Origin of the sequence: Brachybacterium muris (assembly GCF_016907455.1) — a bacterium.
GTDB classification, from domain to species: domain Bacteria; phylum Actinomycetota; class Actinomycetes; order Actinomycetales; family Dermabacteraceae; genus Brachybacterium; species Brachybacterium muris.
In genome coordinates, this window is record NZ_JAFBCB010000001.1 from 367,154 (window position 1) to 385,542 (window position 18,389).

Below are 18,389 nucleotides of genomic sequence, written 5' to 3' on the forward strand. Positions count from 1 at the left end.
AGGTGCAAGAAATTCATCCGCGCCCGGAGCGACAGCGCTGCGAGTGCGGTCCCACCACCCTAAGTGCTGGCCTGAGCAGCATCAACCGAGAAGCGGAACCTGCAAGAACTTTCAGCGTCGGTGCTGCAGCAGCACCGCCACCGTGTGTGCAGGGATTCCCACCGTGCCGGTCCGCGCATCCCAGGTGGTCTCGCGCACCACCGGGTCGGCGCCGTTCGCCTGGATCGGCGACAACCCCAGGTCGATCCCGGCCCTGCCGGCGATCTGCTCGGTGATCGTCCCCGGGGAGCTGTTGAACACCACCAGCAGCCCGTCGACCGCTGGATCCGCATCCGGGCCCACCGTGTCGTCGATCCGCATCACCAGCAGCCCGGGTGTCGCCTCCGGGCCGCTGCTGGGGAAGGTGACCTTCTGGTGGATCAGCTGCGCGTCCCCCAGGGTGAACAGGGGGGTGGAGTGCCGCAGTCGCAGCAGATCCAGCGCCATCGCAGCGCTACGGGCGATCTGCTCGGGGGTGGGGCGCTTCGCGGGGTCCTCCAACATCGACCCCTGCCGCTCCCACAGGTGCTGGTTGCGCGCGGCCGACGGCAGGCCCCGGCCGAAGCCGTTGTCGCGCATCGTCCAGTCGATCGTGTTGACCAGGTCGCCGGAGTTGTAGCTGTCGGTGTCCAGCGACTTCGAGCGCAGCAGATCCGTGCCCGAGGCCCAGAACGCAGGCGACTGGCCGAGGGCCACCGTGGCCAGCGCCAGATGGTTCAACCGCACCCGCACTTCCATCGGCGCATCCTGCGGCAGCTTCCACACGAAGGTGTCGAACAGGGTCTCGTTGTCGTGGGCGTCCACGTAGTTGACCGTCTCCTCCGGGCGTGAGGCGAAGCCGGCCGGGGAACCGTTGTAGTCCAGCTGCTCACCACGCAGCGTGTCGCCTGTGGAGGCCAACAGTTCGAAGTCCTTCAGGTTCCCGGCCATCGACAGGCGGATCTGGTCGGTGCGGTGCAGCAGATCTGCACGCTGCTGCTCGGCGCTGTCGGGGGAGAGCTCATTGGGGGTGAAGAACAGGCCCGTGGCGAAGCCGCGGTTCATGCGCGGGTCGGGATCCATCAGGCTGCCGCCGTGCACGGCGTCGCGGATGCGGTCGTTGAAGCAGCCGATGGAGGTGCCGTCCAGCTGTCCCTGGGTGGCCTGGGTGAAGCGGGCGTTGTCCGCCACCTCCCCGAAGTTCCAACCCTCGCCGTACAGGTAGATGCGCGTCCCGTCCACGCCGTCGGCCTCGGGAGTGAGCGCATCCAGCGCCTCCCGCACAGCCACCATGTCCTGGCGGCGATGGTGCCCCATCAGGTCGAAGCGGAAGCCGTCCACCCGGTAGTGGCGGACCCACAGCACCACGGCATCCACCATCAGCCGTCGCATCATGGCGTGCTCGGTGGCGGTGTTGGAGTTGCAGGCCGAATCCGCGATCACACCATCGAGGTCCAGCCGGTGGTAGTAGCCCGGCACGATCCGGTCCAGCACGGAGCGCTCGTGCTGCCCGTCATGCGCGGTGTGGTTGAACACCACGTCCAGCACCACCTGCAGACCCATCGCGTGCAGCTCACCCACCATGGTGCGGAACTGCGCGATGCGCTCGCCGCCGTCCTGGTGGCCCTCGGTCGCATAGGACCCCTCGGGTGCGAGGTAGTGGAAGGGGTCGTAGCCCCAGTTGTAGGCGTCCTGGTCGGCGACCTCGCCCACGGCGGCCTGCTGATCGGCCGATGCCGGCCCGGCGCCGGCGGGGATCATCGCCTGCTGCTGGCGAGACCGCAGCTCAGGGACGGTGGCGATGTCGTAGGTGGGCAGCAGATGCAGGGTGGTCAGGCCCGCCTGGGCCAGCTCCCGCAGGCGGGCGGTGCCGGTGGAGTCGGGGTGGCCGAAGGCCAGGTAGGTGCCGCGCAGCTCCACCGGGAGTGCCTCGTCCCCGGCCGAGAAGTCCCGCACGTGCAACTCGTAGATGGTCTGCTGGGCAGGACGCTCCAGCCGGGGAGCCGGGGTGCCCTCCCAAACCGGGGGTGCCCAGCGCTCATCGGTGAGGTCCACCAGCACCGAGCGCTCGGAGTCCACGGTGAGGCCCACCGAGTACGGGTCGGTGACCAGGTTGGTGAGCACGCGGTCCTCGGCGGGGACGTACACCTCCACCTCGAACAGGTAGCTGCGGTCGGTCCAGAAGCCGGGACCGGTGGCGGGCCCCGTGGCACGCCAGATGCCGGCGCGGTCGCGGTGCATCGGGAGGGGTGAGTCCGCACCGTGCTCCCCACCATCGAGCTGCAGGGCCACCCGCGTGGCCGTCGGCGCCCACAGGGAGACCTCCCAGCCGTCCGCGGTCAGGCGCGGGCCCAGCGGTGCCACCGACGCCTGTTCGGCGTAGAGGGCATCGAGCACCCCGGGGATCTGCACCCCGGTGAGCACCTCGACCCGGTCGCTGCGCAGCTGCGCGACAGCCAACTGCCCGGTCAGAGCTGCCTCGAGGGTGGGACGATCCACTCCGCTCAGCTCCAGTGCGAGGAAGCCCTCGAGGTGCCTGCGGTCCTCCAGCTCGGCGTCGGTGAGGGACCGTTCCCGTGGGGTGAGCGTGCCCAGGCGCTCCCCACCTGCGACCTGACCATCCGCCAGAGCGAGCCCGCCCGTCGGTGCCGTCCACAGCTCCCAGCGGCAGCCGTCCGCGTCCTGCGAGCGCGCGCGGTCGTCGGTGCCCTGCGAACCCGCGTCGACGTCGATGTCGGTGCGGGGAGTCTGAGGGCTCGCGAGGTCCTGCGGCCAGGCGATCACGGTCTCGGTCAGGAAATGTGCGCGCTGCGCCTCCACCCCGGGGGAGGAGTCGTGAGCGAGGTCGGTGAGCGAGAGCGGCACGGACGGATCAGGCGTGGTCACGGGGCAGTTCTCCAAGGACGGTGGAAACGGACGGCAGATGCAGTACGGGCGGGCTCACCATTGTGGCCGCTGGGATCGAGCGAAGCTGGGAGACCGGTCCCGGACCTGGCCCGGGGACGTACCCGTGACGAGCCGCGGGGAGAGCCGTGACGGGCAGCGGGGAGGAGCCGTGGCGGGCACCGGGAGTACCTGCTGTGGAGACTGAGAGCCGGACGCACCTCAGAACCATTTCTGGTTCCCAGATGCGTCCCGCTCCCAGTGTCCCGGCACGATATGGGCGAGCGGCGATTGGGCCCCCGCGATCAAGCCCCCGGCGATCAGACCCCCGGTGATCGGGCCCCGGCGTTCAGGCCCCCAGCGATCAGACCCCCGACGGGCGGGTTGCGGCGGCCATCAGCTCCAGCACATGCCGGTACGCCTTCCCGGTCGCGGCCTGCATGCCCAGCTCGCAGGTGCGGTTCGAGCTCACGTACCACTGGGTGGGGCGGGCAGCGACCTCGGCGGCCTCCCGCGCCGTGGCCGAGGCAGTCAGCTCCGGGTGCAGCATCCCGCGGTCACCGGCGTAGCCGCAGCAGCCCCAGGCCACCGGCACCACCACATCGTCGGGGTCCTTCACACAGGCGCGAGCCAGGGTCACCAGGTCATCGGTGGCACCGAGATGAGTGGTGGAACAGGTGGGGTGGATGGTCACCGACTGCGCGGGCCGGGTCACCGTCAGGCGCTCCAGCATGGTGCGGCGTACCAGGGTGATCGCGTCGATCACCTTGATCCCGGAACCCTCCAGTGCCACCTGCACACCCTCGGTGCAGCTCATCGCATCGACCACCACCGGCAGGCGGCCCTGATCGGTGGCCTCCAGCAGCTCCTCCCGCAACCGGGTGCGCATCCGCTCCTTCGCCTTGGTCATGCCCTTGGAGGAGAACGGGGTGCCGCAGCACAGGGAGGCGGCATCCTCCGGCACCAGCAGGGCCACTCCAGCTCGCTCTGCCAGCTGGGTCAGAGCGGCGGTGGCACCGATGCCGCGGCCCGAGCCCCGGTGCTTCTGCGCCGATCCGGCGTCCGTGCCCGAGCGCGCGCTGCGGGGCGTCCCGCCCGTCGAACCGGTGCCGTCCGCCCCGCTGCAGCCGCAGTCGCCGCCACAGCCCGCGCCGGGCCCCTCCGCGGCACCGAACATGGTGTGCACGCACGCGGGCATGAACACGGCCACCACGTCGGCCTTACTGCCCGCACCGATCAACCCGCCCTTCCGCACCGACCCTCCGCGACGGGGCAGCTCGGGCCGGTAGTCCGGCATGACGTCGGTGCTGATCACCGCACGCGCCAGGCCTGTCGCTGCCCGCGGGAGGGCCCGGGGCATCGCCCCGGCCACGCTGATCCCGGCCGATGCCACCTGCGTGAGCGCGCCCCAGTGCTTGGAGGCCTGGTCCCAGCCGGCCCTCGCCACCGCGCCGGCCTCCTCGGAGCGCAGGCGACGCACCAGGTCGCCGGTGTTGATCGCCACCGGGCAGGTGGTCACGCACATGCCGTCCACGGCGCAGGTCTGCAGGCCCTGGTAGTCGTAGGCCTTCGCGATCGCCGCAGCGGTCTCCTCGTCGCCGCGCTGCCGGGCCAGCTGCTCCTCGCGGCGCAGAACGATCCGCTGCCGCGGGGTGAGGGTGAGGTCCTTGCTGGGACACACCGGTTCGCAGTACCCGCACTCCACGCACCGATCGGCCTCCTGCTCGATCTGCACCGTGGGCTTCAGGTCCTGCATATGGGCCGACGGGTCCTCGGTGAGCACCACCCCCGGGTTCAGCACCCCCGCCGGGTCCACCAGCTGCTTGATCTCGCGCATCACCTGGTACAGCTCGGCCCCGTACTGCCGCTCCACGAAGGGGGCCATCGCCCGGCCGGTGCCGTGCTCGGCCTTGAGGTTGCCGCCGTGGCCCAGGATCAGCTCCACCATGTCCTCGGTGAACGCCTCGAAGCGGTGTGACCCGTCGCCCAGGTGCTCGTTGAGCAGGAAGTGGATGTTGCCGTCCTTGGCGTGCCCGAAGATCACCGACTCCGCGTAGCCGTGACGGTCGAACATCTCCTGCAGGCCCACGCACGTGTCCTCCAGGGCTGGCACCGGAACCACCACGTCCTCCAGCAGGGCCGTGGTGCCCGTGGGGCGTGCCCCCGCGACCGCCGCGTACAGGCCCTTGCGGGTGGTCCACAGTGCTGCCCGTCGGACCGCGTCGGTGGTCATCTCGAAGGGGGCCGACAGTGACAGGCCGTCTGCCAGCCGGGCCCCGTCGGCCACCTTCTGCGCGAGCTCCTCGGGGCTGTCGGCCCGTTGCTCCACCAGCAGCGCCGCGTGCTGATCGACGGTGAGCGCCGCGATCTCCTGCGGGGACCCGGCCAGCTGCTGGGCGGTGAGCAGGGAGCGGGCATCCAGAAGTTCCACGGTGGCGAAACCGGCGTCGACCACGCCCGGGAGCATGGCGGTGGCGGCCTGCAGCGACGGGGCGGTGAGCAGGCCGGTGGCCACATGCTTCTGCACGGGGACGGTGCGGAACACGGCGGAGGAGACGAACGCGAGGGTCCCCTCGGAGCCCACCACCAGGTGGGCCAGCACGTCGGCCGGCTCCTCGAAGTCCAGCAGGGCGTTGATCCCGTAGCCGATGGTGTTCTTCATGGCGAACCGCTCGGTGATGGTGCGGCGCAGTTCGGGGTCCTCGCGCACCTCTCGCATCAGGCGCAGCAGGCCCTCGTGCAGGGCGGGCTCGTCCTCCCGCAGGCGCGCATTGGCCCCGGGATCGGAGGTGTCCACCACGGTGCCCGAGGGCAGCACGAAGCGCAGAGACTCCAGGGTGCGGTAGGAGTTCTCCGCGATCCCGGCGGCCATGCCGGAGGAGTTGTTGGCGATCACCCCGCCGATCGTGCAGGCCACCTCGCTGGCCGGGTCCGGGCCCAGCCGCGTGCCGTGCCGTGCCAGGTGGGCGTTGACCTGCCGCAGCGTCGCCCCCGGCCCCACCTTCACCCGGGCACCGCCGTCCAGCACCTCGATGTCGCGGAAGTGGCGGCGCACATCGGCCAGCACCTGATCGGACTGGGACTGCCCGGCCAGGCTCGTGCCGCCGGCGCGGAACGTGACAGGGGTGCGGTCGCGGTGGGCGCGGGCCAGCAGGGCTATGACCTGCGCCTCGCTCTGGGGCGCGGTGACGGCGCGGGGCACCAGCAGGTAGTGGGAGGCATCGTGCGCCTGGGCCCGGCGGGCGACGACGTCGGTGTCGAGCACGGGGGTGTCCATTACAGGGCCGGGGGAGGGGCGGCGGGATCCGAGGACGCGTGAGGGGCTGTGGCCGAAGGCATGACCCACGGTATCCCGGGGGCGCTCGGCGGGCGCAGGGATCGTCCGTCCGACACGCGTGGCAGCGCGGGGCCCATCTCGCCGACGCACGAGAAGGTGTCGGAATGCGTCGCTCTCAACGACACGGATTCGTGCGTGGGCCGGTGGATCTGCTCGTCCCGCCGGTTCGATCGGTCCTGGTGCTGTGCGTGGGCTGCGGGGATGGGGAGCGTCCGCTCGGCAGCCATGTATCGTCGGCCCTGTGTCTGCTGCCTTCCACACCACGCCCGGCTACTCCTTCCACCCCGCCCCGCGGTCCGACCCGGACGACGACCGCGACGCCAGCACCCACCCCGACACCGCCCTGCGCACCTACCTGGCGCGCATGGACGATGAGCTGTCCTCGGCCGCTAGCGAGGGCGAGATCCCGGAGCTCGCGCGCCTCTCCGGGGCCGAGGAGGACCAGATCGGCATCGCCCTGTGCTCGGTGGACGGGGAGATCACCGCGGTGGGCAGCGAGCATGCCTTCCCGATCCAGTCCATCTCCAAGGCCTTCGCCTACGGCGCCGCGATCGACCTGCACGGCCTGGAGTACGTCAACTCCATCGTGGACGAGGAACCCACCGGGGAGGAGTTCAACGCCGTCAGCCTGGATGCGGAGACCAAGAAGCCGAAGAACCCGCTGGTGAACATCGGTGCGATCCGCACCCACGCCATGCTGGGCCCCACCCAGCCCGAACGCACCCGCCGGCTGCGGGATGTGCTGGACGCCGCCGCCGGTCGGGCCCTCGAGGTCCACGAGGAGACCTACCAGGCAGAGCTGGACAGTGCCGACAGGAACCTGGCCCTGGCCTACATGCTGCGCGCGGCCGGTTCGATGACCGAGAACGCCGAGGACGTGGTGGGCGGCTACACCGAGGGCTGCTCGGTGCTGGTCAGCGTGGCCGATCTCGCCGTGATGGCCGCGACCCTCGCCGGTGGCGGCACCAACCCCATCACCGGCGTCGAGGTGTTCTCCCGGGTGGCCTCCCGCCAGGTGCTCTCGGTGATGCTCACCTGCGGGATGTACGACAACGCCGGCGACTGGGTGAGCGACGTGGGCATGCCGGCGAAGTCCGGGGTGGGCGGCGGCATCATCGCCGCACTGCCCTCGCGATTCGGGGTCGCCACCTACGCCCCGCAGCTGGACCAGCACGGCAACTCGGTGCGCGGCACCCTCGCCTTCGAACGGTTCAGCGGTGACTTCGCCCTGCACATGCTGGACGGCCAGGAGCCGATGGACCTCGAACGCCGTGCCGAGGAACTGGTGCGCATCCCCTGACGGAAGGGGAACAACATGGTGGGAGGGGAGCGCCGTGGTGGCAGGGGCCGATCCGCCCCTGTCGCTCCACGGACCCGCCCCCGCGGATCGGTAGACTCCCCGCCATGAGTTCCACCTCCAGCAATGCCCTGGTCCGTCGCCCCTTCGAGGGGATTCCCGCCGAGCGGGACCTGGTGGCGATGCGCCAGCTGATCCCGGCCGCCACCATGACCGCCACGACCACCAAGGAGCACGGCGGCGTGGCCGTCGTGCTCGCCACGATCCTGCCGATGGCCTGGCCCGCCGTGCGCCGCACCGACGGCTCCGTGATCCTGGGCGTCCAGGCCACCTACCCCGGCGGTGACCTGTCCCGCGGCATCGGCCAGGCCCTCAAGCAGGCCCTCGAGGCAGAGCCCGGCACCCCGGTGACCACCGTGCAGCTGGACGAGGAATCCCCGCGCCTGCAGGACCTGCTGGACCTCACCGGCGACTTCCCGATCACCGTGCACGACAGCTTCGACTTCTGGGTCGATCCGGGTGCCGAGCGCACCGCCGAGGTGGAGCAGTCCATCAAGCAGGCCGACGAGTCGATCATGGCCACCAAGCCCGTCGAGGGCCTCCCGCACGCCTACTGGGTGGACGCCGGCCCCAAGGAGCACCTGCGCTGGGTGCTGGATGCCGATGAGGACAAGGTCATCGACGCCGTTGCCCGCCTGCACGCCCGCCGCGAGTCCGGCGTGGGCGAGGGCACTAAGTACGTGGGCTCCTTCCGCGCCGAGGGCCTCACCATCCCGGTGTGGGACCTGCCCACCGGCTTCGGCGCCGAGGGTGTGGAGAAGGAGGCCGAGGCCTTCCGCACCCGCTTCGAGGAGGCCCTGTGCACCGAGGAGCCCCTCACCGCGCTCGAGCGTCGCGCCCGCGGCGGCATCGTGGCACGGCAGGTGACGCTGCGATGAGCACGGCGGGTGACGCAGTGACGAGCTCAGTGGGGCCGCTCGCGACTGATCGGCCCACCAGCGTCGCTGTCGTCATCCCCGCCAAGAACGAGTCGGAGCGCATCGAGGCGACCATCCATGCTGCCCGTCGGATCGACGGCGTGGACCTGGTGGTGGTGGTCGACGACGGCTCCACCGATGCCACTGCCGCCGTGGCCATGGGGGCGGACGCCCTGGTGGTGCGGCACAAGACCAACCGCGGCAAGGCCGCGGCGATGGCCACCGGCGCCCAGCTGGTGGCCATGCGCGATGACGCCCACCGGGCCGACGGCGGCGACGACTTCCGCGAGGAGCTGCACGCCGAGCCGCGGGAGCCCGGCCACACCGGCCCGCTGCCGGTGATTAACCCCGGGGTCGAGGTGCCGCGCGCCCTGCTGTTCCTGGACGCCGACATGGAGGACAGCGCCACTGCCGCACAGCCCCTGGTCGATGCGGTGCTGGGCGACGGCGTGGACATGGCGATCGCGCTGCTGCCGCCGCAGGAGGGCGCCGCGGGCCTGGGCATCGTGGTGCGCACCGCCCGCGCCGGGATCCAGCGCGCCACCGGGTGGGAGCCCACCCAGCCGCTGTCCGGCACCCGCTGCATCACCCGGGAGACCTGGGACGCCTGCCAGCCCCTGGCGCCCGGCTGGGGTGTGGAGACGTCCCTGACCATCGACGCGCTCACCGGCGGGTTCTGGGTCAAGGAGATCGAGTGCGACCTGCGCCATCGACCCACCGGTCGAGACCTCAGCGGCCAGCTGCACCGCGCCGCGCAGCTCAAGGACGTGGTGCGGGCCCTGGCGCGTCGCCGCCACGTGACCCCCGAGGAGCCCGCCGAGAGCGCGGTCGCCGAGGCGGACGGGCCCGAGGCAGTGCCCGCCGGGGCGGTGACCTCGGGTGCCGAGGACCTGTCGCCTGCGACGGCAGAGGAGACGGCCGCGGCTCGAGAGGCCGGAAACCCGGGGCCGGCTCAGGTGCCGGATGACCACGAGACCGCTGCGACCGCCCCCGCCTCCCGTGAGCCCCGGGAACCACGCGACACCTCGCCTGCCGTGTATCGGGACACCACCGAGCCGGACGACCCCGATGATGCCGCGGATGCCTGGAGCATCACCCCGGACACCGGTGCCGACGATCGCGCCGACCGCCGCCGGGCAGCCCTTGCCGAACTACCCGTGACCGGGACCTTCAGCGATGGTCAGACCCGCGCGCTCGGCGACGTGGACGCAGAGCGTCTCGACGCCCAGCTGCGTGCCCTGCCGGTGGAGGGTGACTTCGAACCGGACGACGTGGTGCTGCTGGCCGGTCTGGACCTCGACGCGCTCACCGCACGCCTACGGGACGCACCGGTGGAGGGCCCCTTCGACACCCAGCACGTGGTGATCATCGGCTCCCACCTGGACACCCCCGAGCCCGTGCTGCCGCCCTCGATCGTCCCGCCGCTGACGGCGGATGAGTACACCTCGCTGGTGGTGCACGCCGCCGTGGACGCCGAGAACGACGAGCACTGACCTGAGCGGCCTCGCGAAACAAGGGGCTCCGACGCGCAGGCTTCACACCGACCACGAATGGTGAGTGGACCCTGGTGGCTGCGATCCAAGGGAAGGACAGCCACCAGCGTCCACTCGCCGGCTCGGTCCGGGCACCTGGTCAGGCGCTAGCCGACGAGGCGCCGGGCTGCTCCTCAGGCTCCGATGCGGGCCGAGCCGAGGGCTCCGGGTCCGGCAGCACCGCGGGCAGCTGGGCCACCCACACGGCGAGCATCGCCGCCACCAGCACGGGACCGGTGTCGTTGACCGCGTAGCCGAGCCACGCCCCGACCACCAGCGCCACCCGCACCGGGTACGACGCCGGGTGCGCCTCATCCAGGCGTACCAGTCGCCGCAGGCCCAGGCGGCGGGGCATCAGGACCACCACCGACAGCACGATCGCGATCAGCATCAGCACCCCGAGCTGCCAGTACCCGGTCACCATCGCCACGTTCTGGGACAGCTTGCGGATGATCACGGCCAGCAGTTCACCGCTGAGCAGCTCGTCGATGAAACGGCCCAGGTGGGTGCGGTCCTCCGCAGGTCGCAACCAGTCCAGGAACGACACCCCGAGCACCGCCACCGCGCCGCCCACGCCCAGCAGCAGCAGGTGCCACAGCCGTACCCGGATCCGGGAGACCAGCAGGGCGAGCAGTCCGAACACCGGCACCGTGGTGACCATCGACCCGAAGTCCGCACCCATCGACGGGGCCACGCACACGATCGCGACCACCGCCCCCGCCCCCAGCGTCCACAGCATTCGGGCTCGGGCGGTGCGCACCACCGTGAACAGGCACAGCAGCGCCATCAGCGAGGCCGCGAGCACCAGGCCGAACAGGTGGTTGGACAGCCCGTAGAAGCGCCCCCCGGAGATCGGCTGCGCCCCCAGCGGTGACCCCAGCTGGAAACGGGACCCGGTGGCCGATTCCAGCAGCACCAGCGCGGCCACCAGCGTGGCAGCCACCCCGGCCGGACCGAAGCGGTGGCGTCGCCAGGGACCTGCCAGGCACACCACGGCCAGCAGGGCGGAGCCCGCCCACACCACCCCGGTCAGGGCGAGGGCGGGGGAGTCGGCTCGCCACCACGGCACCAGCGAGGCGAACAGCCCCACCGCCAGCGGCAGCGGCGCCACCGACGCGGCGGCCCGCGCCACGGCAGCCACCCCGGGGCGTCGTGCCGTGGCAGGGATGAGTAGCAGCACCGCCCCGATCAGGCCCATCGCGAACCAGGAGCCGAGCGCCGGCACGGACGCCGCATCCACTGCGGCCGCGGCCTGGGAGCGATCCAGCGCGAGCTGCTGCGGATCCGCGTGGTCCACCCCGCGGAACGGCTGCCCCGGGATCAGGCCCTGCGGGGATGCGTCGTGCGAGGCGAGGACGGTGGCCAGGGCGTCGGTGAGCACCACTACGCCCGTCTGCTTCGATGCGCCGCTGGTGAGGGCCTGGCCGGGGAAGGCGGTGTCCATCGCGACCTGCAGGCCCACGGTGCGGGAGGCCACGGCGCCCGTGCGCTCCACCTCCTCGATCTGGGAGGCCGGCGGGTCGGTGGCAGCGACGGACAGCAACAGGGTGCGGGGAAGCGCAGCGACATCGCAGGTGCCGGCTTCGACACCGCCGGTCTCGACCCCGGCGGCCTCGAGCACCGCCTCGACGCGGGCATCCAGGGTGCTCACCGCCTCGGCGCGAGCAGGGTCGTCATGATCGGGCACGGAGCCGACGTCCACCAGCACCACGGCGCCGTCGTCGAGAGCACCCGCCATTTGGTCTGCCACTGCACTGGCCAGCGAGTTCTCGGCGCCGGCGTCGCCGGTCCCTCCGGTGGCGTCGACCTCCACCACGGGCGCATCCAGCTGCTGCCACTGGTCCGTCGGCGGGTTCGGGATCCCGGCAGTACGAGGCGCCAATGCAGCCAGACCGCGGTACCCGGTGCGCAGGGTCTCCATGCCCTGCCGCTTGGTGCTCACCACAGTGGTGGAGGTGGTGTTCATCGCGCCCACCCCGGCGTTGTCCGCCAGGCACTGCAGGGCAGGGGTGCGCTCCGGGTCGATGTCCTCCCAGCTCAAGCCGGCCGTGGCGAGGACCAGCCGCACCGGCTGCTCGGCGGGGGCGCCCGGGCCGCCGGCGGGGGGCACTGGACCATCGGCGCGTGCGGCGGGCGGGGCGAGCGCCGTCATCACCAGTGCCAGCACCATCGCACGTGCCAGCAGCAGGACGATCACCAGGCCGGGCCGCGAGGAGAGCAGCCGCGGCCGGGGTGCCGCCTGCGCAGATGAATCGAGCGAGAACACGCCCCGATGCTACGGCCACCACCTCTGCACCACCTCTTGTCACAAAGGGTTGACACAACATCCCCACATCCTCATGCTTGTATCAGGTGCCCGACACATCGTCGGGTCGGTTCTCAGGAGAACACCATGGGCGGATTCGCCATGCTCGGCCTGGGAGTGACGATGTTGCTCCCCCTCGTGCTCGTGATCGGGCTGCTGGTGGTCGCTACGCTGCCCGGTGCCGGGCGCACCGGCCTGCACAAGGGCGCCCTGATCGCCCGCTGGATCGGTATCGCCGCTGCCGCGGTGGCCATCTGCCTCATGATCGGAGCTGGCATCAACGGCACGTGGCCCGGCGGCCGCCTCGGTCTCGGCGCTCTCACCGCCGCCGCACCCCTGGCGGGCGCGACCCTGCTGGTGATCGCGATCCTGATCGGTGAGCTCACCCTCCCGGCACCGAGGTCCACCACCCGCTACGGGCTGCTCACCCCGCGTGACCTCCGCACCGTCTCCTCCCAGTTGGCCTCGATCACCGCCTTCCTGGGAGTGTTGGCGCTGGGCGGCTACGCGGTGTTCACCACCCTCGTCGCGGCGCCCGATACCGAGGGCCGGCCCGGCAGGGCGATCGCCCACACCGGCGTCGACGGCTTCTCCGGGGGCGCCTACGGGCCCTTCCCCGGCCAGTGGTACACCCTCCCGGTGCTGATCGGCCTGGCCGTACTGGTCGCCTCAGCAGCCGGTGCGATCACCGTGGTGGTGCGCCGCCGCCCCAGCACTGACCCCCAGGACCTCCTGCTGCGCCGGCGGTCGGTGACCTCCCTGCTGGGCGCCGTCGCCGTCGGCACCGGACTGACCGCCCAGGGACTGTCGGCCTACGGACTGATGGGCTTCCTGCGCATCGCCCAGCCGGACTACGTCGAACAGGGCCTCGGCTTCGCCGGGATGGCCGCCTCGCTCGGAGTGGGCATGGCCGGCCTGGTCATCTCCCTCCTGGGCGCGGTGATGGTGTGCATGCCCGCCTTGATCGCGCGCACCGTGCCCGGGCAACGGGAGCCGGTGGGGGCAGCATCCACGGGCCCTGATGATCCTGCTGCCGCCGCATCGCCCGCACCCTCGCCCCATGGTCCCGGCCCGGCCCCGTCAGCCCGAACAGCTCCTGCCTCCCAGGCCGTGATGCCCGGGCACCTGGCCGACGGATCCCTGGCCGACGGGGCCGCGCGATGAGCAGCTTCGTCGTCGACCTCACCGACCCCACCCCGCCCTACGAGCAGATCCGCCGCGCGATCCTGGACCAGGTCGCCACCGGGGTGCTCGCCACCGGCGACAGGCTCCCCGCCATCCGGGCGCTCGCCGGCGACCTGGGGCTCGCCCCCGGCACCGTGGCCCGCGCCTACAAGGAGCTGGAGGAGGCGGGGGTCCTGATCACCCGCCGCGGGGCCGGCACCCGCATCGCCGAGGGCGCCCCGGTCGCTCAGTTCAACGAGGACCTGCAGCGCCTGGCCGAGACGATGGTGGACGCCGCCCGCACCCAGAGCTTCGGCGACGAGGCGATCCTGGAGGCGGTGCGTCGGGCCCTGCGGTCCCGGCCGGAGTCCCCGCGCCAGGCGCCCGCTGGGAACGGTCGCTAGGCAGGACGGCCCACCTCGACGTGATCCGCCTGGATCGACTGGGCCTCCAGCACGCAGCCCCGATCCTCGACGGGCAGGACGACCTCCTGACCGCCGAGGTCTTCGGCGTCCGCTGGAGGGCCGACGCGCTGGCGGCGTTCCTGGACCGGGCCACCCGGTGGCAGGCCGACGGACCACTGCGCGAGTACGCCGCAGTGGACGACGGCTCGGGTGCCATCCGGGGTGCCGGAGCAGGCGGCGCAGGTCCAGCCGCGACGCACGGAGGGCGGGACCCCGGCGGGGAGCTCATCGGCGGGGGAGGACTGCACCTGGTGGGCGCGGGCCTGGAGCGCGGCCAGGCGGCGCTGACCTACTGGGTGCTGTCACCCCACCGCGGCCAGGGGTACGGCATCGCCATCGCCGCAGCGCTCACGGACCTTGCTCGCGAGGAACCGCGCATCACCCAGCTGGTGCTCCGGATCGCCCCGCACAACGTCGCCTCCGCGGCCGTGGCCCGCAGCCTCGGTGCCACCCCCACCGCAACCACCGAACGCCACCCCGCCGACGCCAGCCGCTCGGTGGACCGCTGGACGCTGCCGCTGCGCTGAGTTGCCGGACGCCCCGCTCTGCTGAGTCGCTGGACGCCGCCGCTGCGCTGAGTTGCCCGGCACTAGACTCACCGCTCATGCGGTACGGATTCCTCGGCCCCGAGACCACCTTCACCCACCAGGCACTCCTGCAGGCCCTCGCAGAGACGCCCGAGGAGTTCGCCGGCACCGAACCGGAACTGGTGCCCTTCGCCTCCGTGGCCACCGCCACCACCGACCTGCTGGCCGGGGACATCGACGCCCTGATGGCCCCCATCGAGAACTCCGTGGAAGGCGGGGTCTCCGGCACCCTCGACGTGCTGGCCGCCACCGAGTCCATCACCATCGTCGCCGAGCAGGTCGTCCCCATCACCTTCGTGCTCGCCGCCCGCACCGCGATGGACCTGGCCGAGGTCACCACCGTCTCCTCCCACCCCCACGCCCAGGCGCAGGTGCAGGGCTGGCTGCGCACGAACCTGCCCGAGGCGAACGTCGCCGCATCGTCCTCGACCGCTGCCGCAGCGCGAGACCTCGCCGCGGTCAGCGAGCAGGAGGCCGCCGGTCGTGCCGCCGTGTGCTCGCCGCTTGCCGCCCAGCACTTCGGGCTCCAAGTCCTCGCCGAGGGCATCGAGGACTTCGAGGGCGCGCAGACCCGATTCGTGCTGGTCACCCGCGAGGGCCGGATCCCCGCCCGCACCGGGGCCGACAAGACCACGCTGGTGGTGCAGCTTCCCCACAACCGCTCCGGCGCACTGCTGGAGATGCTGGAGATGTTCAGCGCCAACGGGGTGAACCTCTCCCGCATCGAGTCCCGCCCCATCGGGGACTTCCTGGGCCGGTACTCCTTCTCCATCGACGCGGAGGGCCACATCGAGGACCGCCGGGTGGCCGCCGCCCTGCGCGCCCTGCACCGCGTGTGCCCGGTGGTGCACTACCTGGGCTCCTACCCGCGGGTGGACGGGCAGCGCCCCGAGTTCCGCGAGGACTACGGCGACGACGCCTACGACCAGGCCCGCGACTGGGTCGAGAGCCTCACCTCGATGGTCACCCGCCCAGACGGGAACCGCTGACCGCACGTAACGGCTCGCCCCAGAACGCGCACGCCACTCATCAACGACGGAGCCGCCCGCTGCGCAGGTGCGCAACGGGCGGCTCGATCCGTCAAAGGATGTTCAGTCCCGGGTGGGGTCGGTGCTCACCGGCACCCGCAGGTGCAGCACGCCCGGATCCACCTCGGCGATCAGGTGGGTGGCCTCCACGTCCGTGTCGCCGTCCAGCTGCACCATCTGTGGCTTAATGGTGGCGACCCTGATGGACGTGGTGTGGTACGCGTGGAGCGTGGACAGACGCGGCCCACGGCTGAGGCGACGCCTCGGCGCCAGGTTCGGGTTCACGATCTGGGTGACCACCTGGCTGAAGCCCGCGGCGCCGCGCCATCCGGCCACCAGCACCTCGAGGCGGCCGTTGTCGATCGCGGCATCCGGCATCAGGGTGATACCGCCAGGCAGCTTGCCCACGTTGCCCAGCAGCACGGTGCGGGCCTTATGCGGGTAGCGGGAGCCGTCGGGCAGGTACACCACGATGTCGATGGAGCGGCCCAGGATGGACTTCACCCCGCCGAACACGTAGGCGATCCAGCCTATGCGCTTCTTCATCTCTTCACCGGTGTTCCTGATCATCTCGGCATCGGCCCCGAAGCCGGCGATCACCAGGAACACCTGGCGTCTGGCGGACTGGGCCTCGGCGAGGGAGGAGCCCACGCGCAGCCAGCCCACGTCGGCCTTGCGATCCTGGCCGGTGAGGATCGCGATCATCGCGGAGGCCGGGTCGGCCAGCGGGATTCCGACGTTGCGGGCCAACAGGTTGCCGGTGCCGGCGGGGATGATCGACATCAGGGTGTCGGTGCCAGCCAGTTCGGAGGCGACCATGCGCACGGTGCCGTCGCCGCCGGCGGCCACCACCAGGTCCGCGCCCTCGGTGATGGCCTGGCGGGCCATGCCCCGGCCCGGGTCCTCCACGGTGGTCTCGTAGAACACCACCTCGGCCCCCTCGATCCGCTCGATCACCTCGGTGATGCGCTGCTTGAAGGAGTCCTGGTCGGCGAACTTGGAGGGGTTCAGCACGATCGCTACCTTCTCCAGCCGTTTGCCGGTCCCGGTCTCCCGATGCTGAGGGTCCTCCTCGGTGGCCTCGTCCTCGAAGGAGTCGTCCGGTGCACCGAAGTCACCGGCCACCGGGTGGGCGTGCTCGTCGGCCCCGGCGCCGTCATGCCGGGTGGAAGGGGCGGAGGCGGCGCCGTCGCGCGAGCTGTGGTCGGTCCCGGTGTCGCCGCGCGAGGCGCCGCCGGTGCGTGCCTGCCGGGCGATGCCGCCACGGGTCGCTCCGCGCACCTCGTCGCGCAGGGCGGCGATGTCCCGTCGGTGCTGGGCCTGACGCGCCAGCACCACCCCGAGCATCACCAGGCCGACGAGGGCCGCGATCACGAGGGCGATGCCGAGCACTAGTGAAGTCTGATCCATGTGCTCAGGATAGGCGCGGTTCCCGATCATCGCCCCGGAGGGACGCTACCGCTCGACTCGCACCAGCGGCGGCCCGACTCCGCACAAGGCACGGGTACGCTGGAGCGATGATCGATCTGCGGCAGCTGCGCGAAAACCCCGACGTCGTCCGAGATGCCCAGCGGGCACGGAGGCGAGACCCCGGCGTCGTCGACGCCGTGCTGGAGGCCGACGCCCGCTGGCGCGAAGCCACTACCACCTTCGAGGCCAAGCGCGCCGAGCAGAAGAGCTTCGGCAAGAAGGTGGCCCAGGCCAAGGGCGAGCAGAAGCAGGAACTGCTGGCGCAGGTCAAGGGCCTGGCCGCCGAGGTCAAGCAGCTCGAGGCCGCCACCGCCGAGGCGTCCGTGGCGCGCGACGAGCTGCTGCGCTCCATCCCGAACATCTCCGAGGGCGCACCCGAGGGTCTCGAGGAGGACTTCGAGGTGCGCGAGCTGGTGGGCGAGCCGCGCCAGTTCGACTTCCCGGTCAGGGACCACCTGGAGATCGCCGAGGGCCTGCGCGCGATCGACATGGCCCGTGGCGCGAAGGTCTCCGGTGCCCGCTTCTACTTCCTCACCGGCGTGGGCGCCCAGCTGGAACTGGCGATCCTGAACTCCGCGATCGACCAGGCCACCAAGGCCGGCTTCACCCCGATGATCACTCCCACCCTGGTGCTGCCGGAGGCCATGGAGGGCACCGGCTTCCTGGGCGAGCACGCTGACGAGGTGTACCACCTGGACAAGGGCGACGACCTCTACCTGGTGGGCACCAGCGAGGTGGCCCTGGCCGGGTACCACGCCGGGGAGGTGCTGGACCTCTCGGACGGTCCGCTGCGCTACGCCGGATGGAGCGCCTGCTACCGCCGCGAGGCCGGCAGCTACGGCAAGGACACCCGCGGCATCATCCGCGTGCACCAGTTCCACAAGGTGGAGATGTTCTCCTATTGCCGCGTGGAGGACTCCTATGAGGAGCACGAGCGGCTGCTGGACTGGGAGCGGGAGATGATGGCGCGCATCGACGTGCCCTACCGCATCATCGACACCGCCGCCGGTGACCTAGGCACCTCCGCCGCCCGCAAGTTCGACTGCGAGGCGTGGATGCCCAGCCAGGGGACGTACCGCGAGCTCACTTCCACCTCGAACACCACCCAGTTCCAGGCGCGACGGCTGAATATCCGCGAGCGCACCGAGGACGGGCTGCGCCCCGTCGCGACCCTCAACGGCACCCTCGGCACCACCCGCTTCATCGCAGCGATCCTGGAGAACCACCAGCAGCCCGACGGCTCCGTGGTGGTCCCCGAGGGCCTGCGCCCCTACCTGGGCGGACGTGAGGTCTTCGAGGTCATCGCCTGATGCCCCGCCCTCTGCGC

The 18,389-nt window shown here is 71.6% G+C and carries 12 protein-coding genes; 8 read left to right on the forward strand and 4 right to left on the reverse strand.

Translation table 11 applies throughout. The annotated features are described in order from the left end of the window. Window positions 1-111: 111 nt before the first annotated feature. Window positions 112-2,904, reverse strand: coding sequence for an alpha-1,6-glucosidase domain-containing protein (locus JOD52_RS01660; RefSeq protein WP_204408601.1), 2,793 nt, complete (start codon window positions 2,902-2,904; stop codon window positions 112-114). A gap of 361 nt (window positions 2,905-3,265) precedes the next feature. Beyond that, window positions 3,266-6,166, reverse strand: a complete 2,901-nt coding sequence (locus tag JOD52_RS01665) for an FAD-linked oxidase C-terminal domain-containing protein (protein ID WP_259804583.1) — start codon at window positions 6,164-6,166, stop codon at window positions 3,266-3,268. Between the two features lie 313 nt (window positions 6,167-6,479). On the opposite strand from JOD52_RS01665, the gene glsA reads away from it, so the two are divergent. The 3 genes from glsA (at window position 6,480) to JOD52_RS01680 (ending at window position 10,005) form a co-directional block, all read left to right on the forward strand. Beyond that, window positions 6,480-7,538, forward strand: coding sequence for a glutaminase A (glsA, locus tag JOD52_RS01670; protein ID WP_204408603.1), 1,059 nt, complete (start codon window positions 6,480-6,482; stop codon window positions 7,536-7,538). 104 nt (window positions 7,539-7,642) lie between these two features. Next, window positions 7,643-8,473 (forward strand): DUF5926 family protein, encoded by an 831-nt coding sequence (locus tag JOD52_RS01675; RefSeq protein ID WP_204408604.1) that lies wholly within the window; start codon window positions 7,643-7,645, stop codon window positions 8,471-8,473. After that, on the forward strand, window positions 8,470-10,005 hold the full coding sequence (locus JOD52_RS01680) for a glycosyltransferase (RefSeq protein ID WP_239551706.1): 1,536 nt from the start codon (window positions 8,470-8,472) through the stop codon (window positions 10,003-10,005). Before JOD52_RS01675 ends, JOD52_RS01680 begins: the two co-directional genes overlap by 4 nt. A 139-nt stretch (window positions 10,006-10,144) precedes the next feature. Here JOD52_RS01680 and JOD52_RS01685 read toward each other — a convergent pair whose 3' ends face one another. Continuing rightward, window positions 10,145-12,310, reverse strand: coding sequence for a hypothetical protein (locus JOD52_RS01685; RefSeq protein ID WP_204408605.1), 2,166 nt, complete (start codon window positions 12,308-12,310; stop codon window positions 10,145-10,147). Window positions 12,311-12,436: 126 nt separating this feature from the next. Between JOD52_RS01685 and JOD52_RS01690 the strand changes: the two genes are divergently transcribed. The 4 genes from JOD52_RS01690 to pheA all read left to right on the forward strand — a co-directional run bounded on the left by JOD52_RS01690 (window position 12,437) and on the right by pheA (window position 15,553). Next, the gene (locus tag JOD52_RS01690) at window positions 12,437-13,513 is read left to right on the forward strand and encodes a hypothetical protein (RefSeq protein WP_204408606.1); all 1,077 of its coding nucleotides are present in this window, start codon (window positions 12,437-12,439) and stop codon (window positions 13,511-13,513) included. Next, window positions 13,510-13,917, forward strand: coding sequence for a GntR family transcriptional regulator (locus tag JOD52_RS01695; RefSeq protein ID WP_204408607.1), 408 nt, complete (start codon window positions 13,510-13,512; stop codon window positions 13,915-13,917). Before JOD52_RS01690 ends, JOD52_RS01695 begins: the two co-directional genes overlap by 4 nt. A gap of 20 nt (window positions 13,918-13,937) precedes the next feature. After that, a complete protein-coding gene (locus JOD52_RS01700; protein WP_204408608.1) occupies window positions 13,938-14,504 on the forward strand; it encodes a GNAT family N-acetyltransferase in 567 nt (188 codons plus the stop codon). 77 nt (window positions 14,505-14,581) lie between these two features. Next, window positions 14,582-15,553, forward strand: a complete 972-nt coding sequence (gene pheA, locus JOD52_RS01705; RefSeq protein WP_017824946.1) for a prephenate dehydratase — start codon at window positions 14,582-14,584, stop codon at window positions 15,551-15,553. Between the two features lie 102 nt (window positions 15,554-15,655). Here pheA and JOD52_RS01710 read toward each other — a convergent pair whose 3' ends face one another. After that, a complete protein-coding gene (locus tag JOD52_RS01710) occupies window positions 15,656-17,002 on the reverse strand; it encodes a diacylglycerol/lipid kinase family protein (protein ID WP_239551708.1) in 1,347 nt (448 codons plus the stop codon). A 107-nt stretch (window positions 17,003-17,109) separates the two neighbouring features. Here JOD52_RS01710 and serS point away from each other — a divergent pair, with 107 nt between their 5' ends. After that, window positions 17,110-18,372, forward strand: a complete 1,263-nt coding sequence (gene serS, locus JOD52_RS01715) for a serine--tRNA ligase (RefSeq protein ID WP_017824948.1) — start codon at window positions 17,110-17,112, stop codon at window positions 18,370-18,372. Window positions 18,373-18,389 lie beyond the last annotated feature (17 nt).